The sequence below is a fragment of the Rhizobium sp. SG_E_25_P2 genome, assembly GCF_029892285.1.
Classification (GTDB): Bacteria; Pseudomonadota; Alphaproteobacteria; order Rhizobiales; family Rhizobiaceae; genus Rhizobium_E.
On record NZ_JARXVM010000001.1, the window covers coordinates 649,891 to 676,725 of the forward strand.

Sequence of the window (26,835 nt, forward strand, 5' to 3'; positions counted from 1 at the left end):
TGATCTAAATGATAGAACAAGGCGAGAGGAATTGCACGGCTTATCGCCGCCATGTTGGCGGGATAGTATCGTGGTGTCAGTTTCATTTCATTCTGGAGACATCCATGAAAACTCGTTCGCTCGGCTCCGGCCTCCGTGTTTCCGCTCTCGGCCTCGGCTGCATGGGCATGAGCCATGCCTATGGCTCCAATGTCGATGACAAGGCCGCCCAGGCTCTGTTCGACCGCGCCGTCGAGCTCGGCGTAACCTTCTTCGACACGGCCGAAGTCTATGGCCCGTTCACCAATGAGGTCCTGGTCGGACAGGGTCTGCGCAGGCACCGCGACAAGGTGGCGATCGCCACGAAATTCGGCTTCACCATCGGCGACGAGGCCAAGGCGGCGAGGCCTTCCGGGCTCGACAGCAGGCCCGAGCATCTGCGCGCCGTGGCGGAGGCGTCGCTCAAGCGGCTCGGCGTCGAGGTTATCGACCTTTTCTACCAGCATCGCGTCGATCCCGATGTTCCGATCGAAGAGACTGTCGGCGCCATGGCGGGTCTCGTGAAAGAGGGCAAGGTGCGGACTCTCGGTCTTTCGGAAGCCAGCGCGGCGACGCTGCGGCGCGCCCATGCCGTCCATCCCATCGCCGCTATCCAGAGCGAATATTCTCTCTGGACGCGAGACCCGGAGACCAATGGCGTGTTCGACGCCTGCCGCGAGCTCGGCATCGGCTTCGTGCCCTTCTCGCCGCTCGGCCGAGGCATGCTGACCGGCGCCTTGAAAGATCTCTCCAAGCTCGGCGAGACGGATTTCCGTCGTGGATTGCCGCGCTTCGACCAGGCGAATTTCGACGCCAATCTCGCGCTTGTGGAGGCGCTGGAAAAAATGGCGGCGGAGAAAGGTGTGACGGCAGGCCAATTGGCGCTCGCCTGGGTTCTGGCGCAGGGCGATTTCATCGTTCCGATCCCCGGCACCACCCAGATCGCCAATCTCGAAAGCAATATCGCCGCCGCCGCGATCACACTGACGCCGGAAGATCTCGCGGCGCTCAGTTCGATCGTCTCGCCCGACAAGGTCGCCGGCGCGCGCTACAGCGAGGCGATGGCGAAGATGGCCGGTCGCTGAGCGCAGCGCTTTACCGAGAGGCCGTGAGCGCCCGGCGCCATGCCATCGGCGTGGCGCCGGTGATGGTCTTGAACATTCGGTTGAGATGGCTCTGGCTGCTGAAGCCGCAAGCGGGCGCGATCTGGGCGATCGGATCTGAGCCGGCCAACATCCGCTTCGCCCTGGCAATGCGCCGATTGAGGATGAAAACGTGGGGCGAAACTCCGCATGTCATCCGAAACATGCGTTGCAGATGGAACTCGCTGAGACCCGCGACGCAGCCGAGATCGCGAAGGGTGATGGAATCGGCGAGCGAAGCTTCGATGTAGTCGAGCAGCCTCCGCCTGATATTGGGCGACAGGCCGCCCTTCAAGGTGACAGATGATTGGCCGCCATAATGCGGATTGGCGAACAGTTGGCCGACAGCCTCGGCGATCGCTGCATCTGCTCGCAACAGGTCGCCCGAAATCGTGGCGCGGGCCACCTCGACAAGGGCTTCGGACAGGCAGGGAACGCTGGCGAATGTCGCCTCCGGCAGCTGCATCAACCGGGCGTCGCGATCGAAGGTCTCGGCAAACAGCCGGCGCAGCTCCACATCCGACACATAGAGATGCACGAATTCGAACTGATCCGTGATCTCCCATTCCGACGACGCCCCCTGCGGCATGAGGCATAACGCCCCCGGCCAACCGGCGATAGAGCCAGCGTCGAGCCGGCGGGTGCCGGCGCCGCCCTGCAGATAGCAACTGAATGTATGACCATCCGGGCGTTCGTAGCGCATCCGGTCATGACTGTTTCGCCAGATCGCGCTTGCCCTGCCCCCGCCAAGGTCGAGAACCTCAAGGCGCTCGGCGCGCGTCGAGGCGGACAGTGTGTCAAAAACGGATATAGTCTGCAGCATGGCCCAGCTCTGGAAACAATGCCGCTATTCTAGCGCAATGACCGCGAACCGCCATGGACAAACTGGTCCCAAATCAGCGCGCAGCCGATTTCACCGCAAGATCCTGCAAGAAGCGGCAGACCACGGCCGGCATTGTCTCTCGCATAAACGCAAAGATCCGGAGTGACCGTGACCAATTTCCTGCTGTTTTCATCCACCGTGCTGATCTGGGGCACCACCTGGATCGCCATATCGCTGCAGATCGGACCCGTACCGGTGTTAGTGTCGGTGTTTTATCGGTTTGCGCTCGCGGCGCTGATCCTGGTCGGCTTTCTCCTGATCACCGGGAAGATGAAAGCGCCGCCTCTGAGGCAGCAACCCTACATCCTGATCCAGGCGCTGTCGCTGTTTTGCTGCAATTTCCTGTGCTTCTATCACGCGGCGGCCTATGTGCCGTCAGGACTGATCTCCGTCGTCTTCTCGCTTGCCACGATCTACAATGCGGTCAATGCGAGGATCTTCTTTGGCGACAGCATCCACCCGCGCACGCTTCTCGCTGCCGCCCTTGGGGCCGTTGGGCTGTGCCTGCTGTTCGGTCCGGACATCGTCGTCGCGGTGAAACCGGAGAGCTGGAAAGGCATCGGCCTCTCTGCTCTGGGCACGCTGTTCTTTTCGTTCGGCAACATGGCCTCTCGCCGCAACAGCGCCGCCGGCATCAAACCCGTCATCGCCAATGCCTGGGGCATGACCTATGGCTCGATTGCGCTGCTTCTGCTGATCGCCGTCACGGGCGCGCCGATGGTTGCGCCGACCGACATGACCTATCTCGCGGCGCTTTTCTATCTCGCCGCTATTGGCTCCGTGGTCGCCTTCACCACATATCTGACCCTGGTGTCGCGGATCGGTTCACAGAAAGCCGCCTACGCCACCGTGCTGTTTCCGGTCGTGGCGCTCAGCCTGTCGAGCATTTACGAAGACTATCACTGGACGCCCATGGGGGTAGCAGGCCTGCTGCTGACGCTTGCCGGAAATGTCGTGATGTTCGCGCGTCTTCCGGAGCGGTTGAGGCCAACGGCCAAGGCCTTGTCATAAACGAAGAAAGGGGCGGAAAACCGCCCCTTTGCCATGTCTGCACTTATGAGCCGCTCAGCCGCGCAGGCTGCCGCCGGTGTTCTTTTCGACATTGGCGACGATGCGCTGCGACAGCGCCTCGAAATCCTCGTCGGTCAGCGTCTTGTCGACCGGCTGGATCGACACTTCGATGGCGATCGACTTCTTAGCGTCGCCGAGGGACGCGCCTTCGAAGACGTCGAACACCGAGACGCCGGTGATCAACTTGCGATCGGCGCTCTGGGCGGCCTTCAAAATGGAGGCAGCGTCCACCGTCTTGTCGACGACGAAGGCATAGTCGCGCTTGACCGCCTGGAAGGGCGAGAGGCCGAGCACCGGCTTGGTGCGGGTGGCCTTTTTCTTGGGGTCCGGCAGCTTGTCGAGCGACAGTTCGAAGCCGCAAAGGGCGCCTGACACATCCATCGCTTCCAGCGTCTTGGGATGGAATTCGCCGAAATGGCCGATGACCAGTTTCGGACCCATCTTGATCGTGCCGGAGCGACCGGGATGGAACCAGGCGGGACCACCCTGTTCGATCTGCAGATTGGCGGTCGGGAAGCCACAGGCTTCGAGCACCGCCAGCGCATCGGCCTTGGCGTCGAACACATCGACACCCTTGCCGCCGCCCTTGTCCTTGTTGGACCACAGGCGACCGGCGCCATTCAGCGTGGCCGTGCCGCGACGAATGCCGGCGGCCATACGGCGCTGGCCCGAGGGCGTATCGTCCTCATAGGCGCCGGAGACTTCGAACACGGCCACATCGCCATAGCCCTTGTCGGCATTGCGCTGGGCTGCGGTCAGGAGGCCGGGCAGCAGCGACGGACGCATGTCCGACATATCCGCCGCGATGGGGTTCTCAAGCTTCAGCGCAGGCGAACCGCCGCCGAACAGGGCAGCCTGCTCAGCCGGGATGAAGGACCAGGTGACGGCTTCCAGCATGCCGCGGGTCGCGAGCGCCCGCTTGGCGAGGCGGGTGCGGATCTGCAGCGTGGTGAGGATGCGGGTGTTGACCTCGCTGAGCCGCGGCAATGGCTGCGGCTTGACCTCGTTGATGCCATGCATGCGCATGACCTCTTCAACGAGATCCGCCTTGCCGTCGACGTCAGGACGCCAGGAAGGCACGGACACGTTCACGGCTTCGCCCTCGCCTTCGACGCCGAAACCGAGACGGTCGAGAATGGCGAGGCTCTCCGTACGGCTCACCTCGATGCCGGTCAGGCGCTTGACCTCGCTGAGCGGGAAGGAGACCTGACGCGGCTGATAGCCCTCGTAGCCGACGATGCGGGCTTCCGCGGCTTCGCCGCCGCAAAGCTCCAGCACCAGTTGGGTGGCGCGATCAAGACCCGGAACCATATATTCAGGATCGACGCCGCGCTCGAAACGGTAGCGCGCATCGGTGATGATGCCGAGCGAGCGGCCGGTGCGGGCGATGTTGAGCGGGCTCCACAGCGCCGATTCGATCAGCACGTCGGTGGTGTTCTCGTCGCAGCCCGAAAGCTCGCCGCCCATCACGCCGGCGATCGATTCCACGCCGTTGTCGTCGGAGATGACGACATTGGCCGGCGTGAGCGTATATTCCTTGCCGTCGAGCGCCAGCACCTTTTCACCTTCCACGGCGCGGCGCACGGTCAGGCCGCCCTTGACCTTGGCGGCGTCGAAGACATGCAGCGGCCGGCCCTGATCGAAGGTCAGATAGTTGGTGACGTCGACCAGCGCATTGATGGGGCGCAGGCCGATGGCGCGCAGACGCTTCTGCATCCAGGCCGGGCTCGGGCCATTCTTGACGCCGCGCACAAGGCGCAGCGCGAAGCCGGGGCAGAGCGTCTTGTCTTCGCCATCGAAAGCCAGCGTGACGTTGACAGGCGTGTCGCCCGAAATCGGCAGCTCAGGCGTCTTCGGAGCCTTGAGCGTTCCGAGACCCGAAGCGGCGAGATCGCGGGCAATGCCGTAAATGCTCGTGCAATCGGGACGGTTCGGCGTCAGATTGATCTCGATGACCGGATCGTCAATGCCGAAATAACTCGCGAAAGAAGCGCCGACAGGGGCATCCTCGGGCAGATCGATGATGCCGTTATGGTCGTCGGAAATCTCCAACTCCTTTTCCGAGCACATCATGCCGTGGCTTTCGACCCCACGGATATTGCCGACCGACAGCGTCACGTCGATGCCAGGCACATAGGTCCCCGGGGCGGCGAAAGCCCCGATCAGGCCGGCGCGGGCGTTGGGTGCGCCGCAGACCACCTGCACGGGCTTGCCCGCGCCGGTGTCGACGGAGAGAACCTTGAGCTTGTCGGCCTGCGGATGCTTGTCCGCCGTGAGGATTTTGGCGATCACGAAGGGCTTGAAAGAGGCCTTGTCGTCGACGCTTTCGACTTCGAGGCCGATCAGTGTCAGCCGCTCGCAGATGGCGTCGAGCGAGGCGTCGGTTTCAAGGTGATCCTTGAGCCAGGAGAGTGTGAATTTCATGGTCTTTTCTCAGTTTCCTATGCCATGCCCCGCAACGAGCCAGCCATTCAAATCTTTTAGTGTTCAGCCCGCTCAGGCAGCCTTTTCGGGCGCAGTGGCGCTCGGATATTTCCAGCCCGCCAGCATGCCGCGAACAGATAGATCTTCATCGAGGTCCGGCCAGTGAACGCCGTCCAACATCAACTCGACATTGTTTCGCTGAGACGGCGTCGCGCCATGAAGACTTGGATACCACCATAAGGGCGTGACGACTTCGCGTCCGTCCGCCAGTCGCACATGGAGGTTATGCAGATCGCACCAGGCTTCGACGGGGCGTTGATTGTCAGGATACGGATCTGAAGAATTCATTCCAGGCCTCCATCATCTCTCGCCTGTGTTCATGGATTGCGTCGAGTATACGACGCTTCTCCGCGTTGTTTAAGCCCGACGCCTCCGCGAACTCGGCCGTAGCGAGCCAGACTTTCGCCTTGCCGCCATGACCGGTCACATGGATATGCGGCGGCTCATGCATATCCGAGCCGTAGAAGTGAAACCGATATCCATATTTGCGGAGAACGGTCGGCATTTCATCACACGCTCAAACCGCCGAAAAGGGTCGGCAGGTCGAGCGGGCGGAAGCCGTAATGGTTCATCCACCTGACATCGGCGTTGAAGAAATCGCGCAGGTCCGGCATGCCGTATTTCAGCATGGCGATGCGGTCGAGCCCCATGCCCCAGGCAAAACCCTGATATTCGTCGGGATCGAGGCCGCCGGCGCGCAGCACATTGGGATGCACCATGCCGCAGCCGAGGATTTCCATCCAGTCATTGCCTTCGCCGAACTTCACCACGTCGCCCGAGCGATCGCACTGGATATCGACTTCGACCGACGGTTCGGTGAAGGGGAAGAAGGACGGGCGGAAGCGCATATTGACCGAGGGCACTTCGAAGAAGGCCTTGCAGAACTCTTCCAGCACCCAGCGCATATTGGCGACATTGGCCGTCTTGTCGATCACCAGGCCTTCGACCTGATGGAACATCGGCGAATGGGTGGCGTCGGAATCCTGGCGATAGGTCTTGCCGGGAATGATAATGCGGATCGGCGGCTTCTGCGTTTCCATCGTCCTGATCTGCACCGGCGACGTGTGGGTGCGCAGCACCTTGCGCTCGCCATTCGCGTCAGGCGGCAGGAAGAAGGTGTCGTGCATTTCGCGGGCGGGGTGGCCGACGGGGAAATTCAGCGCCGTGAAATTGTAGTGGTCGGTTTCAATATCCGGACCTTCGGCGATCGAGAAACCCATATCGCCGAAGATCGCGGTGATCTCGTCGATGATCTGGGTGATCGGATGGATGCGGCCGCGTTCGGCCGGAGACGAGCGAACCGGCAGCGTCACGTCGACCGTTTCGCGGGCGAGGCGCTCATTGATCGCCTGGTCGCGCAGCAAGGTCTTGCGCTCGGTGATCGCGTTGGTCACCTCGGCCTTGATGACGTTGATCGCCGCGCCGCGCGTCTGGCGTTCTTCCGGGCTCATGGCGCCCAGCGTCTTCAGGAGTTCCGAGATCGAACCCTTCTTGCCAAGCGCATTGACGCGAACGGCCTCGATCGCCGCTTCGTCCGCCGCGCCGGCGATTTCCTCGAGAATGGTGTGCTTCAACTGATCGAGATCGGACATGTGTCGCTCGTAAGATTTGCGGATGATATCAGGCGGACAAGAAAAAACCCGCGCCAGCCGTGCCAGCGCGGGTTTCCCATAATTCCATAGTCTTGGGAAGCGCTGACCTTAACGGACGACGCTTTCAAACTCGTTGGTGGTGCCCTTGTCCTTCAGGTAGCCGAGAGCCTTCTTGGAGGCTTCGACGAGCGCGCCGAAGGCTTCAGCCTGGGTGATCGCCATGTTGGACAGGACCTTGCGGTCGACTTCGATGCCAGCCTTGGACAGGCCGTCGATGAAGCGGCCATAGGTCAGGCCGTGCTCGCGGACAGCGGCGTTGATGCGCTGGATCCAGAGAGCGCGGAAATTGCGCTTCTTGACCTTACGGTCGCGCGTCGCATACTGCATCGAGCGATCGACGGCAGCCTTGGCGGCGCGGATGGTGTTCTTGCGACGGCCGTAAAAGCCCTTGGCGGCCTTCAGAACCTTCTTGTGCTTGGCGTGGGCGGTAACGCCTCTCTTTACACGTGCCATGTCATGATCTCCTTAGTGTTCTTTTTCGCGGCTTCTTAGTCTCAGAGACCATTCGGCAGGTAGTTCTTGATCACCTTGCGGCCATCGGGTTCAGCCAGAACCATGGTGCCGCGGGCGTCGCGAATGAACTTGTTGGAACGCTTGATCATGCCGTGGCGCTTGCCGGCGGCGGCTGCCTTGACCTTGCCGGTAGCAGTGATCTTGAACCGCTTTTTAGCGGCAGACTTCGTCTTCATCTTGGGCATTTTGCTACTCCATTGTTCTGGTTTTTGTGAAACCGGCTGATGAGGCCCATTTCAAGCATAAAGAACGGCCACGGCATGCCCTGCCGGACCGTTCGGACGGGCGGCTTATACAGTCAGTCCGACAAAAGCGCAACTGGCTGGAAACGGAATCTTTTTCAGCGCTCAGCGGACTTTTTGCGAGAGGAAAGCGGCAAGGCCAAAGCGGTCGCCGCCAGCGCCGAGACCACGATCAGGAGATGGCCGTTGACCGAGGCCTGCAGGAGCTCCGAAAAACCCGAACCCGATCTGGCGGCGCCGAAAGCCATGGCCCCGGCGGCAATACCAGCCGGATAGGTGCCGACGCCGGCGGGCGCGTGCAGTGGCAGCACCGAAGAGAGTTCGCCGCCGACCGCGCCGCCGAAGGCAGCCGCGAGCGGCGAAACGCCCATCATCGACAGCGACAGGCCCAGCGCCGCAACCTTGATCAGCCAATTGAGCACCGTCAGCGCCCAGGCGAGCAGGAAGGCGGGCAGATGCGGCGGCAGACCATCGGCCATCTGGTCGAGCTTGTCCGCCAATCTCTTGGGAGCGCGGCACTGCAGCCAGCCGACCAGGCGCCGGCTGACCGGGAAAAACAAAAGCGGCAGAAGCAGAAACACCGTCCAGAAGGCCCAGGCGAGGAGGGAAAACCCGGCCCTGGCCACCAGAGCCAGCCCTGCGGCCAGCGTCAGCGCATGCAGGTCGAGCAGCCGGAGAACAACGAGCGCCGAAGCGCCGCGCATGACCGGCAGGCCGAATTCCGCGCGCATCAACACTGGAAAAGAGACTTCACCGCTGCGGAAAGGCAGCATGATATTGAGGAGATTGTGGATCTGCGTCAGGCGATAGAGTTGGAGAAAAGAGCCCTGGGGCAAATCGGGAAAATAGCTCGCCATCCGATTCGTGCGGATGAACTGCGTGGCGATCAATGCCAGGATCGAGGCGAGGATGGTCGGAGCGCCGATCGAGGCCCAGTTGGCGAGCACGACGCTCCAGCCGAAATAGACCTGAATGAAAACTGCATAAGCCAGCACGCAAACGCCAGCGAGCAGCGCCAATCGGTGCCGGGACCATCCGGCCTCTCGTCTGGGTATGTTGGCCATGCGCGATCCATCGACTTCGGGCGGTTGCGCCCTCCCGGCCGCTGATATAACAGAGGCGCCAGCAAAGCCAGACCCAAACGGAGCGTTCCGCCGTGCTCAATACCGCAGCCACCCAAACCGCGATCGGGGCCTCGTCCGAGATCGAGCTGTCGGTCGTCATTCCCGTTTATAATGAGGAAGACAATATCGCGCCGATGATCGACCGCGTCCTGTTCGGTCTCAAGGACTTCGCCGAAGCCTGGGAACTGATCCTGGTCGACGACGGCAGCACCGACGGCACGCTCGCCAACGCCCGCAAGGCGCTCAGTCGCGAAGGTCTTACGCTCAGGATTGTCGAATTGCAGCGCAATTTCGGACAGGCCTCGGCCCTGCAGGCCGGCATCGACGCCTCGCGCGGGCGGCTGATCGCCACGCTGGACGGCGACCTGCAGAACGATCCCGTCGACATTCCCATGATGATCGACATGCTTGAGGCGCGCGACCTCGACCTGCTGTCCGGCTGGCGCAAGAGCCGCCAGGACGGGTTAGTGCTGCGCAAGATCCCATCCTGGTGCGCCAATTATCTGATCGGCAGGATCACCGGGGTGAAGATCCATGATTATGGCTGTTCGCTGAAGATCTATCGCTCCAAAATCCTCAAGCAGGTGCGCATCATCGGCGGCATGCACCGCTTCATTCCGGCCTGGGTCGCGAGTGTGGCGCCGCATTCGCGCATCGGCGAAGTGGTGGTCAATCATCACGCCCGCCAGTTCGGCCAGTCCAAATATGGCATTTCCCGCACATTCCGGGTGATCCTCGATCTGCTCGCCGTGCTGTTCTTCATGCGCTTCCGCGCCCGGCCCGGTCACTTCTTCGGCTCGATCGGGCTCGCCTTCGGCGGATTGAGTTTTCTGATCTTCGCCTATCTCGCCTTCGTGAAATTCGCGCTCGGCGAGGATATCGGCACGCGGCCGCTTCTGCTGATCGCCGTGATGCTGTTCATGGGCTCGGTTCAGGCGATCACCACCGGCATCCTGGCGGAATTCATGGCGCGCTCCAACACCGGGACGCAGCATTACGCCGTCCGCGAGATTTTCGACGCGGACAAAGCCTGATGCTCGACTGGCTGGAGCGCCGTTTCAGCCATCTTGTCCTGCTGCTTGCGGGCTATTTTCTCGTCAACGCAACTGTGCGGTTGATGCTTCCAGCTTCGCTGGAACTCGACGAGGCGCAGCAAATGTTCTTCAGCCAATGGCTGGCGGCGGGCTATGACAGCCAGCCGCCGCTCTATAACTGGCTGCAATATGGCGTCTTCGCTCTGATCGGGCCTTCGGTTCTGGCGCTGACGCTGACCAAGAACACGTTGTTGTTCCTCACTTATCTCTTCTACGCCCTGACCGCCCGGCGCTTGCTGGCGAACCCGCTTCTCGTCGTCGTCGCCACGCTTGGTCTCCTGACCATTCCCCAGATCGGTTTTGAGGCGCAACGCGACCTGACCCATACAGTGGCGGTGCTGTTTTCCTCGAGCTTGTTTATCTATGCGCTCATACGGACGGTCGAGAAGCCCGACTGGATCGGCTATGCGCTGACCGGCGTCGCAATCGGCTGCGGGGCGCTGTCGAAGTATAATTTCGCCCTGATGCCCGTGGCGGCGCTCCTGGTCATGCTGATTGACCGGAACATGCGGCGGCGGGTGCTGGATATGAGGCTGATGATCACCATCGCGATCGCTGTGGTGATCGTGACGCCGCATGCGCTCTGGCTCAAGGACAATCTTGGCCTGGCGACCGAGCGCACCATGGGCAAGATGATGGCCGAGGCCGGAGAACCCTGGCTGGCTCAGGTGGCCGAGGGCCTGGTGTCGCTGATCGGCGCGGTGATCGGCTTCAGCGCAGTCACGCTACTTCTCTTCGTTGCGGCCTTCAGGAAGACCCTGTGGCGGGCGATGCCCGCGTCATCTGCTTGGGCGCGGTTCATGGAAAAGCTGTTCGCAGCCTTCCTGCTGCTAATCGCGACGCTGGTTCTGTTTGCCGGCGCGGAGAACATCAAGGATCGCTGGCTGACGCCCCTGCTCTTCCTGCTGCCGCTCTATCTTGCGCTCAAGCTGGACAAGAGCGCCCTCCTGGATAGGGCCGGCGCGCGCCGGATGGTGCTGATCGGGCTCGCCATCATGGCGCTGATACCGACTGCGCTTGGGCTGCGCATCCCGATCCTCGGCGCTCTCGGCGCCTATGAGAAACTCAACGTTCCCTATCAGGCAGCGAGCGCAGAGATCCTGAGGAATTCGCCGGCGCAACCGGCGCTGATCATCACCAATGACCAGCAACTCGCCGGCAATATGCGCCATGACATCAAGAGCGTTCCCGTTATCATGCCCGGCTTTTCCGCCTTTGCCGCCCAAGAGGTCGCCGCGCCGAAGGGGCCGGTGTTGATGGTCTGGCGCAACAGAGGCAGGGCCGATCCGGCCCTCCCGGAGGAATTGGCGACGTGGCGCGCAAGCCAGCCACTGCTGGCGCCCCTGCCCTTCTCGCCCCGGCAGACCGCGACGCCGTTCCTCTACGGCCGCGCTGAAGACCGCTATCACATCGGCTACGCCTGGTTCATGCCCGCCTCCCGCTGAACGCCGCCAAGACGCAGGACTCTGCCGCAAAAGCGCCTTTTTCTCGCTTCCTTATTGCGAATAAGTTGCAATAGCAGAAAACTGTGTCATCCTCTGACGACGGAATAAGGCTGGAGGTTCTTCGTGACGATCAAGCGCATGCTGTTTTCCGCGGCCGTTTTCTCCATGGCGATGTTATTCGCCGCCGCACCCGCGAACGCCAAATTCAAGGCGGTGACCAGTTTCACCGTCATCGCCGACATGGCGAGAAACGTGGCCGGCGATGCTGCGGACGTCGAATCCATCACCAAGCCCGGCGCCGAAATCCACAATTACCAGCCGACCCCAGGCGATATCGTCAAGGCTCAGGGCGCCAATCTGATTTTGTGGAACGGGCTCAATCTCGAACGCTGGTTCGAGAAATTCTTCCAGACGCTGAACGGCGTGCCGAGCGTCGTCGTCTCCGATGGCGTCGCGCCGATGGGCATCACGGACGGCCCCTATCAGGGCAAACCCAATCCGCACGCCTGGATGTCGCCGGACGCCGCCCTGGTTTATGTCGACAATATCCGCGACGCCTTCGTCAAATACGATCCCGCCAATGCCGAGACCTATAAGCGCAACGCGGAGGCCTATAAGGCGCGCATCAAGGCCGAGATCCAGCCGATCCGCGACGAGATCGCCAAAATCCCGGAGGACAAGCGCTGGCTCGTCACCAGCGAAGGCGCCTTTTCCTATCTCGCCCGAGATTTCGGGCTGAAGACGCTTTATCTCTGGCCGATCAACGCCGATCAGCAGGGCACGCCGCGTCAGGTCAGAACCGTGATCGACGCGATGCGCGCCAATAAGATTGGCGTAATCTTCTCGGAAAGCACCATATCCGACAAACCGGCCAAGCAGGTCGCCCGCGAAACCGACGCGCGCTATGGCGGCGTGCTTTATGTGGATTCGCTCAGCGATCCCGATGGTCCCGTGCCGACCTATATCGACCTCATCAAGACGACCGCGTCGACCATCGCCAAGGGATTGTCCGAATGAATATGCAGGCGCGACCGGAGATCAAGGCGTCAGACGCCGCCTCTTCCCTCGGCATCGACGTAACCAATGTCACCGTCGCCTATCGCAATGGCCATACCGCGCTTAGGGATGCGAGCTTCTCGATCGGAACCGGCACGATCACGGCGCTGGTGGGCGTGAACGGCAGCGGCAAGTCGACGCTGTTCAAGGCGATCATGGGTTTCGTGCGGGCCAGCGCCGGTTCGATCCGCATTCTCGGCCTGCCAGTGGCCGACGCGTTGAAACGTAATCTCGTGGCCTATGTGCCTCAGGCCGAAGAGGTTGACTGGAACTTCCCAGTGCTGGTCGAAGATGTGGTGATGATGGGCCGCTACGGCCATATGAATTTTCTGCGCATGGAGACAAAGCGTGATCGCGAGGCGGTGGATGCGGCGCTGGCCCGGGTCGGCATGAGCGATTACCGCAAGCGACAGATCGGCGAATTGTCGGGCGGGCAGAAGAAACGCGTCTTCCTGGCCCGTGCGCTTGCCCAGGACGGCCGGGTGATCCTGCTCGATGAACCCTTCACAGGGGTCGACGTCACCACCGAGGACGCTATCGTGACGCTCCTCAAGGAATTGCGCGCCGAGGGTCGGGTGATGCTGGTCTCCACCCACAATCTCGGCTCGGTGCCGGATTTCTGCGACCAGACAGTGCTGCTCAAGCGCACCGTGCTCGCCTATGGGCCGACAGAGACGGTCTTCACCCGGGAGAATCTGGAGAAAACCTTCGGCGGCGTGCTCCGACACATGGCGCTCGGCCTGGAGACGGCCGAGCAGGGCCATGCGGTCGGCGTTCTGACCGATGACGAACGGCCGCTGGTGCTCTACAATCCCCGCAAGCCGGAGGCGCCCCAGGAGGGCGGCGGCATATGACTGATCTTCTGCTCGAACCATTCAGCTATCGTTACATGATCGACGCGATGTGGGTCAGCGCCATGGTTGGAGCCCTGTGCGCCTTTCTCTCCGCCTATCTCATGCTCAAAGGCTGGTCGCTGATCGGCGACGCGCTGTCCCATTCCATCGTTCCCGGCGTCGCCGGCGCCTATATGCTGGGCCTGCCTTTTTCGATCGGCGCCTTCTTCGCCGGGGGGCTTGCGGCGGGCGCGATGCTGTTTCTCAACCAGCGCACAAGGCTGAAAGAGGACACGGTGATCGGGCTGATCTTCACCGGCTTCTTTGGGCTGGGCCTGTTCATGGTGTCGCTGTCGCCGACAGCTGTCGATATCCAGACCATCGTGCTGGGCAACATCCTTGCCATCACACCGGAAGACACGCTGCAGCTCGCCATCATCGGCTTCATTTCGCTCGCGGTTCTCTTGCTGAAGTGGAAGGACCTGATGGTGGTGTTTTTCGATGAAAATCACGCCCGCTCGATCGGCCTGAACCCCAATCGCCTGAAACTGATCTTCTTCACGCTCCTGTCGGCCTCGACGGTGGCGGCGCTGCAGACGGTGGGCGCGTTTCTGGTGATCGCGCTGGTGGTGACGCCTGGTGCCACCGCTTATCTGCTTACCGACCGCTTTCCCCGGCTGATCGGCATCAGCGTGGCGATCGGATCAACGACCAGCCTGGTCGGCGCCTATATTTCCTATTTCCTCGATGGCGCCACCGGCGGGGTGATCGTCGTGCTGCAAACACTGATCTTCCTGATCGCCTTCGTCTTCGCGCCCAAGCATGGATTGCTGGCGGCGCGCATCCGGGCGCGATCGGCGCTTGCGGAGGACGCGGCATGAACGAGGTCCTCGTCTACGCCCTTTGGCCGCTGCAGTTCGAATTTCTGCGTCTCGGGCTAATCATCGGCGTGTTGGTCGCCATTCCCTGCGCCATGCTCTCCTGCTTTCTGGTGCTGAAGGGCTGGTCGCTGATGGGCGACGCGGTCTCTCATTCCGTGCTGCCGGGCGTGGTGCTCGCCTATATTCTCAAGATTCCGCTCTCAATCGGCGCATTCGTGGCCGGCATGGGAGCGGCGTTGCTAACCGGCTACCTCAAGGATAACAGCCGCATCAAGCAGGACACGGTGATGGGCGTGGTCTTTTCCGGCATGTTCGCAAGCGGCATCGTGCTCTACACCAAGATTCAGTCCGACGTGCATCTCGACCATATCCTGTTCGGCGACATGCTTGGCGTCGGCTGGCCCGACATCTTGGAAACCGGCGTCATCGCGCTGATCGTGACGCTCATTCTCGGACTCAAATGGAAGGATCTCCTGCTGCACGCCTTTGATCCAGCCCAGGCCAAAGCGAGCGGATTGCCTGTCGGCCTGTTGCATTACGGCCTGCTGGCCATACTTTCGCTGACGATCGTCGGCGCGCTGAAGGCGGTCGGCATCATTCTCGCCATCGCCATGCTGATCGCTCCGGGCGCGATCGCCTATCTTCTCGCGCGACGTTTCTCGACGATGCTGCTCGTCTCGGTCGCAACAGCAATCGTCTCCACGATCACCGGCGTCTACCTGTCATTCATGATCGACAGCGCCCCGGCGCCCACCATCGTGCTGATCATGAGCGGGATTTTCATTTTGGCCTTCGTCAAGACAAGTTTTTCGCAGCGCCACGCCGATCGTCTTGCGCAACAATCAACAGAGATCTGACATCAAAACAAATAAGCCGCCCGACACCATCGAGCGGCTCTTTAACGATATCGAGGGCGGCGTCCTTACTTTGGCGCCAGCACCATCATCATCTGACGTCCTTCGAGCTTCGGCTCGGCTTCCACCTTGGCGATGGTCTGGGTGTCGTCGCGGACCTGATGCAGAAGCTTCATGCCGAGCTCCATATGGGCCATTTCGCGGCCACGGAACTTCAGCGTCACCTTGACCTTATCGCCCTCTTCGAAGAAGCGCTGGATCGCGCGCATCTTCACCTCATAGTCATGGGTGTCGATGTTCGGACGCATCTTGATCTCTTTGATCTCGATGATCTTCTGCTTCTTGCGCGCTTCGGCGGCCTTTTTCTGGGTCGCGTATTTGAGCTTGCCGAGGTCGAGAATCTTGCAGACCGGCGGCTCGTTGTTGGGAGAGATCTCAACCAGGTCCAGTCCAGCCTCTTCCGCAAGCGCGAGCGCCTGGTCGGTCGGCACCACGCCGAGGTTCTGCCCTTCGGCGTCGATCAGCTGCACACGGGGGACCCGGATTTCACGGTTGGCGCGCGGGCCGTCTCTGGTGGGGCCTTCCGCCTTAAAAGGTCTGCGAATGGTCGTATTCTCCTGAGTGATTTACAAGTGGGGCACTATCTGCCATCAGCGGTCACCGAAAGCAATCGCCAATTCGGCTGAGGGGTTGCTCCATAGCATGATTTTTCTGAAAAATCACCCCCTCCGCCCCTGCTGACGACATGCGATCACGGCATCAGCGGAGGAAGGGCAATGAACGAGCAACGCCAGAGACAGAACCATGAAATCGCGGCGGGACCAGCGGGAGCGCATCGCCGCCTTGCAGCGATCCTCACCCCTGGGCGTGCTGGCGAAGATCTGACCGTGGTCTGGCTCGGCGGCTATCGCTCGGACATGACAGGGACAAAAGCCGTGGCGCTGGAAGGCCATGTCGACACGCTCGGCTTCTCGTTCCTACGCTTCGACTATTCGGGCCATGGCACCTCCAGCGGCCATTACAGCGACGGGACCATCTCCATATGGCTCGAAGACTCGCTGGCGGTCATCGATGCTCTGGCGGGCCAAGGTCGCCTGTTGCTGGTCGGCAGCTCCATGGGCGGCTGGATCGCGTTTCGTCTCGCCGAGACGCTGCGCAAGCGCGGAGATGCGGAGCGACTGGCCGGCATGGTGCTGATTGCGCCAGCGCCCGATTTCACCAGCGAACTCATCGAGCCCAACCTCACCGAGGCGGAGCGAACCGCCCTCGCCGAGAACGGGTATTTCGAGGAAGCGTCGGATTATTCCGTCGAGCCCAACCGTTTCACGGCGGCGCTGATCGATGATGGCCGCAACAATCGCGTCATGGCCGGACTGATCGAGCCAGGTTGCCCGGTGCATATCCTGCAGGGCATGAAGGATCCGGATGTGCCCTATACGCATGCGCTCAAGATCATGGAGCGCATCGTCGCCGACGACGCTATCCTGACCCTGATCCGGGACGGCGATCACAGGCTTTCGCGCGCCGAAGACATCACGCTCATCGTCGACGCTGTGTCACGCATGTCACAAAAGGGTTAAAATCAGACCAGCGCATTAACCATGTTGAACAAACGACATGGTTAATGGTTCCTTAAGAATTGACTTCAGCGACAGAATTCCCGTTTACTCCTTGTTAACGAAGACAGGGGCGCATGATGGCGGGACTTCTGACAAAGCTGGCGATGGCTGCCTTGGCGATCGCGGTCGCGAGCGGCGCGGCGAATGCGGCCTCGCGGTTCATGCAGGTCGGCGCTGTGACGTCCCAGCCGATCGGTCACTACGAATTCTGCCAGTCCCATCGTGGCGAATGCGCCGTCAAGACCTCAAGCACCGTAGCCCCGAAGGTCACCGATTACGGCTGGAAGGTGATCCGCGAAGTCAACGCGGAGATCAACGCGTCGATCGAACCGGTGACGGATATCGAACTTTATGGCCGTGATGAAGTCTGGGCCTATCCGGACACGGCCGGAGATTGCGAAGATTTTGCGCTGCTTAAGCGTAAGGTTTTGATGCAAAAAGGATTTTCAGCCGCTGATCTTCTGATGACAGTGGTGCGCAAGCCCGATGGAGAGGGTCACGCCGTCCTGACGCTCAGGACATCGAATGGCGACTACGTGCTCGACAATCTGGAGGCGGAGGTCAAGCTCTGGTCCGATACGCATTACCGCTTCCTGAAGCGGCAGGCTTCCTTTGACACCGGTCGTTGGGTCACGATCGAGAATTCCGACGAAGTGCTGGTTGGCGCCGTCGAACAATAATCACGAATTCTGCTCGCGCAGATTTGGCGCCGCCTGAAAGGGCGGCGCCTTTTTCATGGCCGGCGATCTATCGCCTGCAGTGTTTTGCGATGTGGTCAGTCGAGCTTTTCATGCGCATCGGCCTGGCCGAGCAGCCAATAGCCCGAGGCCTTGATCCAGGCGAGCGGATATCCGGCTTTCTCGACGATATGGGTTCGAATGGCGCGGGCGACGGAGGCTTCGGCGGCGACCCACACATAGGTTCCCGGCGCCACATTGAGGTCATCAAGCGCCCCGAGCAGTCTTTGGGCGCTGGCCGCGTCTTCGGCCGGGCGATAGACCCAATTGAGCGACACATTGGCGGCGCTTGCGAAACTCTGCTGTTCCTCCGGTCCCGTCACCGCGGCATAGACGGTGATGTCAACGCCAGGGCCTGCCTCCTCGATCCGCCGTCCGATGGCCGGCAGCGCCGTTTCGTCGCCGATCAGCAGGAAGCGCTTGATCTCCTTCGACAGCACCAGCGAACCGCGCGGGCCGCCCACGATCAGTGGATCCCCCTGCTTGGCCGCAAGCGCCCAGGCGGTCGCAGGCCCGGCTTCATGGAGCGCGAAATCCAGAACGAGTTCGCAAGATGCGCGATCAAAGCGACGCGGCGTGTAATCTCGCATCTGCGCCTGCCCATCCGGGCCTTCGATGAAAACCTTGACGTGATCATCAGGCGATGCGCTCGGAAAATCGGCGAGATCGGAACCCGTGAGTGTGATGCGGAGCATGTTCGGCGTGATACGTTCGACAGCGGACACGGTGAGCGCGCGGCGCTTCAACTCGTGGCGCACGCGCTCGGCGGCGGGAGTGTCTGGGAAAATGGGTGAAGATGTCATGTCTGTCCTTTCGTAATCGCAAGGACCTGGAGCGCGCCATTGCACAAATCCGCCGGGCGTGTCGCACGGTCCTTTGCGCGTTGCGTGACGTTAACGCTTACGTGGCGGCGACGCCGCCAGATGATAAAGTCGACTTAAAGCATCCACTTTGTATCGGCAAGATACTTCGTCAGGCGTTTCCGATCAAAATACCAGCTGCGAGCACAAGTCCGCCCCCGAGCACCACCTGCAGCACCGCACGGAAGAAAGGCGTTTCCATATAACGGTTCTGGATAAAGGCGATGGCCCAGAGTTCGACGAACACCACGGCGATCGCAATCGCCGTGGCCATGGCGAAATGCGGGATGAGATAGGGGAGCGCGTGCCCGAGGCCGCCAAGCGCCGTCATGACGCCGGAGGCAAGCCCGCGTTTCCACGGCGCTCCGCGTCCCGAAATCACGCCGTCGTCATGGGCGGCCTCGGTGAAGCCCATGGAAATGCCGGCGCCGACCGAGGCGGACAGGCCGACAAGAAAGGTCTGCGTGGTGTCGCCGGTGGCGAAAGCGGCGGCGAAGATCGGGGCGAGCGTCGAGACCGAGCCGTCCATCAGGCCCGCAAGGCCTGGCTGAACCCAGGTGAGCACGAACTGCCGATGCGCGGTCTCGTCCTCCTCCATCTTGGCGTCCTCAGCAAGATGGGTTTCGCCCAGCCGCCGGGCCAGGCTTTCATGCGCTTTCTCGGCGAGCGCCAGATCACCCAGGAGCTTGCGGGTATCCGCATCCGTGGTGCGCGAGGCGGCTTCGAGATAAAAACGGTGGGCGGAGACTTCCATGGCCTCGGCCTGGCTCCGCGCCTGCGAGATCGGCATCTGCGCAATCAGCCAATCCGGCTTGCGCTCGGGAAATTCGCGCACATGTTCGCGGCGCACCAGCGGAATGCGCGGACCGAACCGCGCCACATGCCGATCGATGAGCAATTGACGATGGTGACTTTCTTCTTCCGCCATATCCTCGAACACCTTGGCCGATTGTGGATAGGCCTGACGCAACGCATCGGCGTAAGCGAGATAAATGCGTCCATCATCTTCCTCATTGGAGATGGCAAGCGCCAGCACCTCTTGCTCCGAAAGCGAGGCGAGAGGGCGTTTTCTGGACCGGAAGAATGCGTTGAACATGGCAACCTCTTTAGAATTATTCTAATCTATAACCGCATTAAGGGTTGGTCAATCCTTGGCGCGGGCCATTGAATGCGGCTATAGATCGCGGATGGCGAAGGAGGACGACATGAAGGATGAGGAATTCAGACGCTGGTCGCGCAAGGCCGCCGAATGGGGCGCTGACTACCGGGCCACTTTGCGCGAACGCCCCGTGCGCGCTCAGACTGCGCCGGGCGACATCGCGGCTGAGATAGCCTTCTCCCCGCCGGAAACCGGCGAAGCCATGGAGACAATTTTCGCCGATTTCGAGCGGATCATTCCCAAAGGCATGACGCATTGGCAGCATCCGCGTTTCTTCGCCTATTTCCCGGCCAATGCCGCCCCGGTCTCAGTGGTGGCGGAATATCTCGTGTCGGCGATGGCCGCGCAATGCATGCTGTGGCAGACATCGCCGGCAGCAACGGAACTCGAGACGCGCGTCATCGATTGGATGCGTCAGGCGTTGGGACTGCCCGAGGGTTTTTCCGGCGTGATCCAGGATTCGGCGTCGTCCGCCACGCTAGCCGCCGTGCTGACCATGCGCGAGCGCGCGCTCGGCTGGACGGGCAATACCCAGGGCCTCGCGGGCCAGAAGGCTGTCAGAATCTACGCCTCAAGCCAGGTTCACACCTCCATCGACCGGGCGATCTGGATCTCCGGCGTCGGCGAGGAAAATCTTGTTCGCATTCCCGTGACAGGCCCGCTCCATGGTATGGATCCGGCGGCGCTTGAGGCGCGAATCCTCGAAGACAGGGCGGCCGGCCTGCTTCCCGCTGGCGTCATCGCCTGCACCGGCGGCACCTCGATTGGCGCCTGCGATCCTATCGCGGAGGTGGCGGAGATCTCCCGCAGCCATGGTCTTTATCTGCATGTCGACGCCGCCTGGGCCGGTTCGGCGATGATCTGCCCGGACTATCGCACACTATGGACCGGGATCGAGGCCGCGGATTCGATCGTCTTCAACCCGCATAAATGGCTCGGCGCGCAGTTCGACTGCTCGATCCAGTTTCTGCGCCGGCCGGAAGAGCAGGTGCGGACGCTAGCCATCCAGCCGGAATATCTCAAAACCCATGGCGCCGACGGCATCGTCAATTATTCCGAATGGACCGTGCCGCTCGGAAGACGGTTCAGGGCGCTGAAACTGTGGTTCCTGCTACGCCATTACGGCCTGTCGGGCCTGCGGGCGATCATCGTCAATCACGTGACCTGGGCGGAAAAGCTCGCGCGTCGGCTCGCGGCTGAGGAGGATTTCGAACTGGTGACGGAACCGATCCTGTCGCTGTTCTCCTTCCGGCACACAGGCGGCGCGGACTCTGACGCGCATAATATCGCGCTGGTCAACGCCATCAACGCCGATGGCCGGATCTATCTCACCCAAACGCGGGTCGCAGGCCGGATCGCCATCCGCTTTCAAGCTGGCAGTTTCGATACGACCGAAGCCGATGTCGATATGGCGTTCGACGTGATCACCGAGATCGCCCGCGCGCTTTGATCCTCAGCTCGCCAGTTGCAACTGGTCCGCCCCAGGCGGTTCTGGCGTGCGGAACGCGATCATGTTCCGACCGCCGCGCTTTGCGTCATAGAGCGCCGCATCCGCAGCGCGGACCAGATCTTCGAGACTGGATGCGCCTCTGGACGCGACCGACACGCCGAGGCTTGCGGTGACGACGCCGCCTTCGGCAAGACCGGAATGGGGAATGGCGGAAGCCTCGATCGCCAGCCGGAGCTGCTCGGCCGTCTCTTGCGCGGTAACCGCGTCGCTTCCGGGCAGGAGGACCAGGATTTCCTCGCCGCCGAAGCGGAAGGCGGCGCCCAATTCGCTCACCTGCTCTGCCACGCAGGCGCAGACCCGGCGAATGCAGGCGTCGCCTTCGACATGGCCATGAACATCATTGTAGAGCTTGAAATGGTCGATATCGAGCATAATCACTGCGACCGGGGCGCGCGCCGGCCCTGCCCAGACGGATTTCGAGATCCGGTTCAGCGACCGCCGGTTATAGAGGCCAGTCAATTCATCCCGTTCGGATTGCTGCCGCAGTTCGGCCTGAAGCCACTCGCCGCGCATGCGGTTGAGAAAATTGAGCCTGTCCTTACGTTCCAAGAAATAGGCGCTCAACGCCAGAAATATCGCCAGCGTCACAAAAAAAGTGACCACGCCGGAAAAGGTCACGGCGTCGAGCGATCCATTCATCTGGATCAGGGTGAAATGCACTGCGCAGAGAGCTGCGAGACCGAGGACGATGGCCGGAAACCGCGGCTGCAGCGCGATCACGAAAAACAGCAGCGTGGCGATATTGCCGTTCTGATAGACGAAGAAATAGGGACTTTGGCTCTCAACGCTGGCCGCCATCGGCAAGAAACCGCCGAGAACACACACCGAAATCGCGAGAAGGTCGTAGTTGAGCGCGGTTGGCCGTCGCCGCACCAACCAAACGGCGATAAACGCGTAGGGCGTAAAGATACAGAACCTTACAAAGGCCAATTGCGGAAAGACGTCATGCATCATCGTGACGTCGCCGAAAAAAACGAGATCGTAGATGAAGGTGCCGACGAAGGCCCAGAACAACGACAAACGGATGCGGGCCCGGGCGAATTCCCGCCCATAGGTTTTTTCCAGCACATCCGCAAAGCGCAACCAGCGAAAGCCGCTGGCCAGTTCATGATCAATCTGATCCAGTGTCGCGACGGTCATCGTCGAGTCCCCAAGTTGTGGAGCATATTCGACGCAACGTAATGTCAAAAGTTAAAGAGAACCTAAATTTGTTCGCATTCTCATCATGTTAAATCATCAAATTTCGCGCCGCTGGAAGCTACCCGGCGGATGCTTTCAGCGGCGCAAAACGTGATTACTCGTCACTCATCCGGAGCGCAGCGATGAAGGCTTCCTGCGGAATGTCGACCTTGCCGAACTGCCGCATGCGCTTCTTGCCTTCCTTCTGCTTGTCGAGCAGCTTGCGCTTGCGGGTGGCGTCGCCGCCATAGCACTTGGCCGTCACGTCCTTGCGCATGGCCGAAATGGTTTCGCGCGCGATGACATTGCCGCCGATCGCGGCCTGGATCGGGATCTTGAACATGTGGCGCGGAATCAGGTCCTTGAGCTTTTCGCACATGTCGCGACCGCGCTTCTCGGCGGCGGAGCGGTGCACCAGCATGGACAGCGCGTCAACCGGCTCACCATTGACCATGATCGACATCTTGACGAGATTGCCGGGCTGGTAATCGGTCAAGTGATAGTCGAAGGAGGCGTAGCCCTTGGAGATCGACTTCAGACGGTCATAGAAATCGAACACGACTTCATTGAGCGGCAGGTCATAGGTGACCATGGCGCGGGCGCCGGCATAAGTGAGCTCGACCTGGATGCCGCGGCGATCCTGGCAAAGCTTCAACACCGAGCCGAGATAGTCGTCCGGCGTCATGATGGTGGCGCGGATCCACGGCTCGCGGATTTCCTTGATCTTGACGACATCAGGCATATCGGCGGGATTGTGCAGTTCGATCTCAGCGCCGTCGGTCATCGACATCTGATAGACCACCGACGGCGCGGTGGCGATCAGGTCGAGATTGAATTCACGCTCGAGACGCTCCTGGATGATTTCAAGATGCAGCAGGCCGAGAAAGCCGCAGCGGAAACCGAAACCAAGCGCGGCCGAGCTTTCCATTTCGAAGGAGAAGGAGGCGTCGTTGAGACGCAACTTGCCCATGGCGGCGCGCAGATCCTCGAAATCGGCGGCGTCGACCGGAAACAGGCCGCAGAACACCACCGGCTGGGCGGGCTTGAAGCCCGGCAGAGCGTGCGCGGTCGGCTTCTTGTCGTCGGTGATGGTGTCGCCGACGCGGGTGTCGGCAACTTCCTTGATCGAGGCGGTAATAAAGCCGACTTCGCCGGGACCAAGCTCCTCGACGCCGAGCATTTTCGGCGTCAGCACGCCGATGCGCTCGATGGCGTATTTGGCGTCGGTGCCCATCATGCGGATCACCTGACCCTTTTTCATCACGCCGTCGATGACGCGCACGAGAACCATGACGCCGAGATAGGTGTCGTACCAGCTGTCGACCAGCATGGCCTTGAGCGGCGCGTTCTCGTCGCCCGTCTTGGGCGGCGGCAGCCGGTTGACGATGGCTTCCAGCACGTCAGGAATGCCGAGGCCCGTCTTGGCCGAGATCATCACGGCGTCGGAGGCGTCGAGACCGATCACGTCTTCGATCTGCTGCTTGATGCGATCGGGTTCGGCCGCGGGCAAATCGACCTTGTTGAGCACAGGCACGATGTCGTGATTGGCGTCGAGCGCCTGATAGACATTGGCGAGCGTCTGGGCTTCGACGCCCTGAGAGGCGTCGACCACCAGCAGCGAGCCTTCGCAGGCGGCGAGCGACCGGCTGACTTCATAGGCGAAGTCGACATGGCCTGGCGTGTCCATGAGGTTCAGCACATAGGTTTCGCCATTGTTGGCCTTGTAGTGCAGGCGCACCGTCTGGGCCTTGATGGTGATGCCGCGTTCCTTTTCGATGTCCATATTGTCGAGCACCTGCTCGGACATCTCGCGCGCCGCAAGGCCGCCGCAGGTCTGGATCAGGCGGTCGGCCAGCGTCGATTTGCCGTGGTCGATATGGGCCACGATCGAGAAGTTGCGGATATGGGAAAGGGGCGTGCGATTTTCTGTGCTCATGGGCGAGCGCATACAATGGATCGGCTAAAAATGTAAAGGTTCTTGCCGCCAAAAGGCTGCAATTCCGGCGCTTGCGCTTGAGGAAATGACAAAGCCCCCGCTCTTTCGAACGGAGGCTTCGTCAGAGTCGAACCCTGACTTATTCGCCGTAGGGTATCCAGACATTCTTGATGTCGGTCGCCTTGCGCAGGAAAAGCGGGCCTTCCGCCTGCGCGGGATCCATCCAGTCGATCGCCTTGCCATAGTCGGTGAAGACGCGCTTGAGATTGCCGGCCGAGGCCTTCTCAGTCATGGCGGCGAGCGCGGGCGAACCGAAGGCCCAGAGCGCATCGACATCGTTATGGGTCGCCAGCGCCTTGCCCAACTCCATGGCGGAGCCGGTGACGATATTGACGACGCCGGCGGGCACATCCGAGGTTTCGAGCACGGAGTAGAAATCCGTCGCGGACAGCGGATGAACTTCGCTGGGGACGGCCACCACGCGGTTGCCGACCGCAATCAGCGGCGCAATGAGCGAGATGAAGCCGAGAAGCGGAGCTTCCGGCGGGCAGATGACGCCTGCGACGCCCTGCGGCTCCGGCATGGCCAGCGCCACGCCGCGCAGCGGCGGCGTATGGATGAGGCCCTCGTATTTGTCGGCCCAGGCGCCATAGGTGAAGAGACGCGAGATCGACGCCTCGACTTCGGCCTTGGCGGAGGCCGCGCTGCGGCCCGTCTGGGCGGCGATGCGGGCGGCGAATTCGTCCTCGCGGGCCGAGAGGTTTTCGGCGATGTAGTAGAGGATCTGCGCGCGGTTATGCGCCGTAGCCGAGGCCCAGCCGGAGGCGGCCTGCGCAGCGGCGACCGCATTGCGGATATCCTTGCGATTGCCCTCGCCGACTTCGCCGACCACCTTGCCCTTGGGCGAGAGGATGGGACGATTGTAGTTGCCGTCAGGCCGCGCCTGCTTGCCGCCGATGAACAATTTGGCGGTGCGGTCGATCACGGGTGCTGCGAAATCGCCCTGCGTCGTCTTGAGCGCCGGCGTCGCGGCGTCGGCGCGAAGCTTGGCGTTGGCCCAGGCCTTGGGCTTCAGATATTCATAGGCGCCTTCGCGACCGCCCTCGCGGCCAAAGCCCGATTCCTTTTTGCCGCCGAAGCCGGCGGAGGCGTCGAACATATTCGTGGCGTTGACCCAGACCACGCCGGCCGAGAGTTTCGCTGCGACATTGAGCGCGAGCCCGATCGTTTCGCTCCAGACGCTGGCGGCGAGACCGTAGCGGGAATGGTTGGCGAGCTGCAGGGCCTCATCCGGGGTGCGGAAGGTCATGGACACTGCGACCGGCCCGAAAATCTCTTCGGTGGCGACGATCGAGGTCGGCTGCACATTGGCGATCAGCGTCGGGCGGAAGAAGCTGCCGCCAACGGGAAGTTCGCAATTGGACTGGTAGAGCGTGCCGCCCTCCTCGACGCCCTGCTTGACGAGCTTTTCGATGCGCGCCAACTGAACGGGAGCGACGATGGCGGCCATGTCGATGCATTTGTCGAGCGGCTGGCCGACACGCAGCGTCTGCAGGCGGCGATTGAGCTTGGCGTGGAACCGATCCGCTACGCCTTCCTGCACGAGAATACGCGAGCCGGCGCAGCAGACCTGGCCCTGGTTGAACCAGATGGCGTCGACAACGCCTTCCACCGCGCCGTCGAGATCGGCGTCGTCGAAGACGATGAAGGGCGACTTGCCGCCGAGTTCCAGTGTCAGCGACTTGCCGGAGCCGGCGGTGCGTTCGCGGATGACGCGGCCCACGTCGGTCGAGCCGGTAAAGGCGATCTTGTCGACGCCCTGATGTTCGACGATCAGCGCGCCAGTGTCGCCCTCGCCGGTCACCACATTGAGCACGCCAGCGGGAAGGCCCGCGGCAGCGGCGAGTTCGGCAAACAACAGCGCGGTCAGCGAGGTGAATTCAGCCGGCTTCAGCACCACGGTGTTGCCGAGCGCCAGCGCCGGCGCCACCTTCCAGGCCAGCATCAGGAAGGGGAAATTCCAAGGAATGATCTGGCCGATGACGCCGATGGGCTGCTGATCGGCGAATTCGCTCTCCTGCAGCTGCGCCCAGCCGGCGTGATGATAAAAATGACGGGCGGCGAGCGGCACATCGATGTCGCGGGTTTCGCGCACCGGCTTGCCATTGTCGATCGCCTCGACCACAGCGATCAGGCGGGCATGACGCTGGATCATCCGCGCCAGTGCATAGAGATGGCGGGCGCGCTGATGACCCGGCAGTTTGGCCCAGGGGCCTTGCGCCTTCCGGGCGGCGGCGACTGCGGCGTCGACATCGGCAGCCTCGCCATGGGCGAGCGTCGCGAGCTTGGCGCCGGTGGCGGGCTCGAAGGTGTCGAATGTGCGGCCCGAGCCCGAGGCGCGGAATTCGCCATTGATGAAATGACCGAACGTTGCGTCATGGCGCTTCAGCCAGGCGCGAGCTTCGGTGTCAGCTTCGGGGGCGGGACCGTAGGACATGTCGTCAAAATAATCTGAAACGGATTTGCTCATGGAAGTCGGCTCC

25 protein-coding genes are annotated in these 26,835 nt (G+C 61.7%); 11 read left to right on the forward strand and 14 right to left on the reverse strand.

Going from position 1 to position 26,835, the window contains the following annotated elements; genetic code table 11:
• The first annotated feature begins 104 nt into the window (after positions 1-104).
• Positions 105-1,103: an aldo/keto reductase gene (locus tag M2360_RS03080; RefSeq protein WP_280772895.1), complete on the forward strand. Its 999-nt coding sequence runs from the start codon at positions 105-107 to the stop codon at positions 1,101-1,103.
• Positions 1,104-1,113: 10 nt separating this feature from the next.
• On the opposite strand, the gene M2360_RS03085 is transcribed toward M2360_RS03080, so the two are convergent.
• The gene (locus M2360_RS03085; protein WP_280773076.1) at positions 1,114-1,863 is read right to left on the reverse strand and encodes an AraC family transcriptional regulator; all 750 of its coding nucleotides are present in this window, start codon (positions 1,861-1,863) and stop codon (positions 1,114-1,116) included.
• Positions 1,864-2,151: 288 nt separating this feature from the next.
• Here M2360_RS03085 and M2360_RS03090 point away from each other — a divergent pair, with 288 nt between their 5' ends.
• Positions 2,152-3,054 carry an EamA family transporter gene (locus M2360_RS03090; protein ID WP_280772896.1) on the forward strand — a complete coding sequence of 301 codons (903 nt, stop codon included), beginning with the start codon at positions 2,152-2,154 and terminating at the stop codon, positions 3,052-3,054.
• 54 nt (positions 3,055-3,108) lie between these two features.
• Here M2360_RS03090 and pheT read toward each other — a convergent pair whose 3' ends face one another.
• The 7 genes from pheT to M2360_RS03125 all read right to left on the reverse strand — a co-directional run bounded on the left by pheT (position 3,109) and on the right by M2360_RS03125 (position 9,069).
• Positions 3,109-5,538: a phenylalanine--tRNA ligase subunit beta gene (pheT, locus tag M2360_RS03095; protein ID WP_280772897.1), complete on the reverse strand. Its 2,430-nt coding sequence runs from the start codon at positions 5,536-5,538 to the stop codon at positions 3,109-3,111.
• 72 nt (positions 5,539-5,610) lie between these two features.
• On the reverse strand, positions 5,611-5,886 hold the full coding sequence (locus tag M2360_RS03100; protein ID WP_280772898.1) for a DUF2442 domain-containing protein: 276 nt from the start codon (positions 5,884-5,886) through the stop codon (positions 5,611-5,613).
• Positions 5,861-6,103, reverse strand: a complete 243-nt coding sequence (locus M2360_RS03105; protein WP_280772899.1) for a DUF4160 domain-containing protein — start codon at positions 6,101-6,103, stop codon at positions 5,861-5,863. The genes M2360_RS03100 and M2360_RS03105 overlap by 26 nt, the downstream gene beginning before the upstream one ends.
• A 4-nt stretch (positions 6,104-6,107) precedes the next feature.
• Positions 6,108-7,190, reverse strand: a complete 1,083-nt coding sequence (pheS, locus tag M2360_RS03110; protein WP_280772900.1) for a phenylalanine--tRNA ligase subunit alpha — start codon at positions 7,188-7,190, stop codon at positions 6,108-6,110.
• Positions 7,191-7,298: 108 nt separating this feature from the next.
• Entirely contained in the window at positions 7,299-7,703 is a 405-nt protein-coding gene (gene rplT, locus M2360_RS03115) for a 50S ribosomal protein L20 (RefSeq protein ID WP_280772901.1), read from the reverse strand.
• Positions 7,704-7,744: 41 nt separating this feature from the next.
• Positions 7,745-7,948: a 50S ribosomal protein L35 gene (rpmI, locus tag M2360_RS03120; protein WP_137155306.1), complete on the reverse strand. Its 204-nt coding sequence runs from the start codon at positions 7,946-7,948 to the stop codon at positions 7,745-7,747.
• Between the two features lie 155 nt (positions 7,949-8,103).
• Complete coding sequence (locus M2360_RS03125) at positions 8,104-9,069, reverse strand: lysylphosphatidylglycerol synthase domain-containing protein (RefSeq protein WP_280772902.1); 966 nt, start codon at positions 9,067-9,069, stop codon at positions 8,104-8,106.
• 92 nt (positions 9,070-9,161) lie between these two features.
• Here M2360_RS03125 and M2360_RS03130 point away from each other — a divergent pair, with 92 nt between their 5' ends.
• The 6 genes from M2360_RS03130 (at position 9,162) to M2360_RS03155 (ending at position 15,295) form a co-directional block, all read left to right on the forward strand.
• A complete protein-coding gene (locus M2360_RS03130; protein ID WP_280772903.1) occupies positions 9,162-10,163 on the forward strand; it encodes a glycosyltransferase family 2 protein in 1,002 nt (333 codons plus the stop codon).
• Positions 10,163-11,668, forward strand: a complete 1,506-nt coding sequence (locus M2360_RS03135; protein WP_280772904.1) for a glycosyltransferase family 39 protein — start codon at positions 10,163-10,165, stop codon at positions 11,666-11,668. Before M2360_RS03130 ends, M2360_RS03135 begins: the two co-directional genes overlap by 1 nt.
• 165 nt (positions 11,669-11,833) lie before the next feature.
• On the forward strand, positions 11,834-12,685 hold the full coding sequence (locus tag M2360_RS03140; RefSeq protein ID WP_280773077.1) for a metal ABC transporter substrate-binding protein: 852 nt from the start codon (positions 11,834-11,836) through the stop codon (positions 12,683-12,685).
• Positions 12,682-13,578, forward strand: a complete 897-nt coding sequence (locus tag M2360_RS03145) for a manganese/iron ABC transporter ATP-binding protein (protein WP_280772905.1) — start codon at positions 12,682-12,684, stop codon at positions 13,576-13,578. The genes M2360_RS03140 and M2360_RS03145 overlap by 4 nt, the downstream gene beginning before the upstream one ends.
• A complete protein-coding gene (locus M2360_RS03150; RefSeq protein WP_280772906.1) occupies positions 13,575-14,438 on the forward strand; it encodes a metal ABC transporter permease in 864 nt (287 codons plus the stop codon). Before M2360_RS03145 ends, M2360_RS03150 begins: the two co-directional genes overlap by 4 nt.
• Positions 14,435-15,295, forward strand: a complete 861-nt coding sequence (locus M2360_RS03155) for a metal ABC transporter permease (protein WP_280772907.1) — start codon at positions 14,435-14,437, stop codon at positions 15,293-15,295. The genes M2360_RS03150 and M2360_RS03155 overlap by 4 nt, the downstream gene beginning before the upstream one ends.
• Positions 15,296-15,360: 65 nt before the next feature.
• On the opposite strand, the gene infC is transcribed toward M2360_RS03155, so the two are convergent.
• Positions 15,361-15,897, reverse strand: a complete 537-nt coding sequence (gene infC, locus M2360_RS03160; protein ID WP_280773078.1) for a translation initiation factor IF-3 — start codon at positions 15,895-15,897, stop codon at positions 15,361-15,363.
• A 171-nt stretch (positions 15,898-16,068) separates the two neighbouring features.
• On the opposite strand from infC, the gene M2360_RS03165 reads away from it, so the two are divergent.
• Complete coding sequence (locus tag M2360_RS03165; protein WP_280772908.1) at positions 16,069-16,872, forward strand: alpha/beta hydrolase; 804 nt, start codon at positions 16,069-16,071, stop codon at positions 16,870-16,872.
• 116 nt (positions 16,873-16,988) lie between these two features.
• Positions 16,989-17,591 carry a transglutaminase-like cysteine peptidase gene (locus M2360_RS03170; RefSeq protein WP_280772909.1) on the forward strand — a complete coding sequence of 201 codons (603 nt, stop codon included), beginning with the start codon at positions 16,989-16,991 and terminating at the stop codon, positions 17,589-17,591.
• A 95-nt stretch (positions 17,592-17,686) separates the two neighbouring features.
• Here the strand turns inward: M2360_RS03170 and M2360_RS03175 are convergent, their stop codons facing one another.
• Together M2360_RS03175 and mbfA are read right to left on the reverse strand one after the other, a co-directional pair.
• Positions 17,687-18,451, reverse strand: a complete 765-nt coding sequence (locus tag M2360_RS03175) for a siderophore-interacting protein (RefSeq protein ID WP_280772910.1) — start codon at positions 18,449-18,451, stop codon at positions 17,687-17,689.
• A gap of 169 nt (positions 18,452-18,620) precedes the next feature.
• Positions 18,621-19,604, reverse strand: a complete 984-nt coding sequence (gene mbfA, locus M2360_RS03180; protein ID WP_280772911.1) for an iron exporter MbfA — start codon at positions 19,602-19,604, stop codon at positions 18,621-18,623.
• A gap of 109 nt (positions 19,605-19,713) precedes the next feature.
• On the opposite strand from mbfA, the gene M2360_RS03185 reads away from it, so the two are divergent.
• Entirely contained in the window at positions 19,714-21,117 is a 1,404-nt protein-coding gene (locus M2360_RS03185; protein WP_280772912.1) for a pyridoxal-dependent decarboxylase, read from the forward strand.
• Positions 21,118-21,120: 3 nt separating this feature from the next.
• Here the strand turns inward: M2360_RS03185 and M2360_RS03190 are convergent, their stop codons facing one another.
• The 3 genes from M2360_RS03190 to M2360_RS03200 form a co-directional block, all read right to left on the reverse strand.
• A complete protein-coding gene (locus tag M2360_RS03190; RefSeq protein WP_280772913.1) occupies positions 21,121-22,317 on the reverse strand; it encodes a GGDEF domain-containing protein in 1,197 nt (398 codons plus the stop codon).
• Between the two features lie 154 nt (positions 22,318-22,471).
• Positions 22,472-24,292, reverse strand: coding sequence for a translation elongation factor 4 (gene lepA / locus M2360_RS03195; RefSeq protein ID WP_280772914.1), 1,821 nt, complete (start codon positions 24,290-24,292; stop codon positions 22,472-22,474).
• 139 nt (positions 24,293-24,431) lie between these two features.
• Positions 24,432-26,822, reverse strand: a complete 2,391-nt coding sequence (locus M2360_RS03200; RefSeq protein ID WP_280772915.1) for an aldehyde dehydrogenase family protein — start codon at positions 26,820-26,822, stop codon at positions 24,432-24,434.
• Positions 26,823-26,835: the final 13 nt, after the last annotated feature.

What these genes read in the sequence shown, in the direction of transcription:
- M2360_RS03080 (WP_280772895.1), top strand. Translation starts at nt 105, where the DNA reads ATGAAAACTCGTTCGCTCGGCTCCGGCCTCCGTGTTTCCGCTCTCGGC.
- M2360_RS03085 (WP_280773076.1), bottom strand. Translation starts at nt 1,863, where the DNA reads ATGCGCTACGAACGCCCGGATGGTCATACATTCAGTTGCTATCTGCAG.
- pheT (WP_280772897.1), bottom strand. Translation starts at nt 5,538, where the DNA reads ATGAAATTCACACTCTCCTGGCTCAAGGATCACCTTGAAACCGACGCC.
- M2360_RS03100 (WP_280772898.1), bottom strand. Translation starts at nt 5,886, where the DNA reads ATGAATTCTTCAGATCCGTATCCTGACAATCAACGCCCCGTCGAAGCC.
- M2360_RS03105 (WP_280772899.1), bottom strand. Translation starts at nt 6,103, where the DNA reads ATGCCGACCGTTCTCCGCAAATATGGATATCGGTTTCACTTCTACGGC.
- pheS (WP_280772900.1), bottom strand. Translation starts at nt 7,190, where the DNA reads ATGTCCGATCTCGATCAGTTGAAGCACACCATTCTCGAGGAAATCGCC.
- rplT (WP_280772901.1), bottom strand. Translation starts at nt 7,703, where the DNA reads ATGGCACGTGTAAAGAGAGGCGTTACCGCCCACGCCAAGCACAAGAAG.
- rpmI (WP_137155306.1), bottom strand. Translation starts at nt 7,948, where the DNA reads ATGCCCAAGATGAAGACGAAGTCTGCCGCTAAAAAGCGGTTCAAGATC.
- M2360_RS03125 (WP_280772902.1), bottom strand. Translation starts at nt 9,069, where the DNA reads ATGGCCAACATACCCAGACGAGAGGCCGGATGGTCCCGGCACCGATTG.
- M2360_RS03135 (WP_280772904.1), top strand. Translation starts at nt 10,163, where the DNA reads ATGCTCGACTGGCTGGAGCGCCGTTTCAGCCATCTTGTCCTGCTGCTT.
- M2360_RS03140 (WP_280773077.1), top strand. Translation starts at nt 11,834, where the DNA reads ATGGCGATGTTATTCGCCGCCGCACCCGCGAACGCCAAATTCAAGGCG.
- M2360_RS03145 (WP_280772905.1), top strand. Translation starts at nt 12,682, where the DNA reads ATGAATATGCAGGCGCGACCGGAGATCAAGGCGTCAGACGCCGCCTCT.
- M2360_RS03150 (WP_280772906.1), top strand. Translation starts at nt 13,575, where the DNA reads ATGACTGATCTTCTGCTCGAACCATTCAGCTATCGTTACATGATCGAC.
- M2360_RS03155 (WP_280772907.1), top strand. Translation starts at nt 14,435, where the DNA reads ATGAACGAGGTCCTCGTCTACGCCCTTTGGCCGCTGCAGTTCGAATTT.
- M2360_RS03165 (WP_280772908.1), top strand. Translation starts at nt 16,069, where the DNA reads ATGAACGAGCAACGCCAGAGACAGAACCATGAAATCGCGGCGGGACCA.
- M2360_RS03170 (WP_280772909.1), top strand. Translation starts at nt 16,989, where the DNA reads ATGGCGGGACTTCTGACAAAGCTGGCGATGGCTGCCTTGGCGATCGCG.
- M2360_RS03175 (WP_280772910.1), bottom strand. Translation starts at nt 18,451, where the DNA reads ATGACATCTTCACCCATTTTCCCAGACACTCCCGCCGCCGAGCGCGTG.
- mbfA (WP_280772911.1), bottom strand. Translation starts at nt 19,604, where the DNA reads ATGTTCAACGCATTCTTCCGGTCCAGAAAACGCCCTCTCGCCTCGCTT.
- M2360_RS03185 (WP_280772912.1), top strand. Translation starts at nt 19,714, where the DNA reads ATGAAGGATGAGGAATTCAGACGCTGGTCGCGCAAGGCCGCCGAATGG.
- M2360_RS03190 (WP_280772913.1), bottom strand. Translation starts at nt 22,317, where the DNA reads ATGACCGTCGCGACACTGGATCAGATTGATCATGAACTGGCCAGCGGC.
- lepA (WP_280772914.1), bottom strand. Translation starts at nt 24,292, where the DNA reads ATGAGCACAGAAAATCGCACGCCCCTTTCCCATATCCGCAACTTCTCG.
- M2360_RS03200 (WP_280772915.1), bottom strand. Translation starts at nt 26,822, where the DNA reads ATGAGCAAATCCGTTTCAGATTATTTTGACGACATGTCCTACGGTCCC.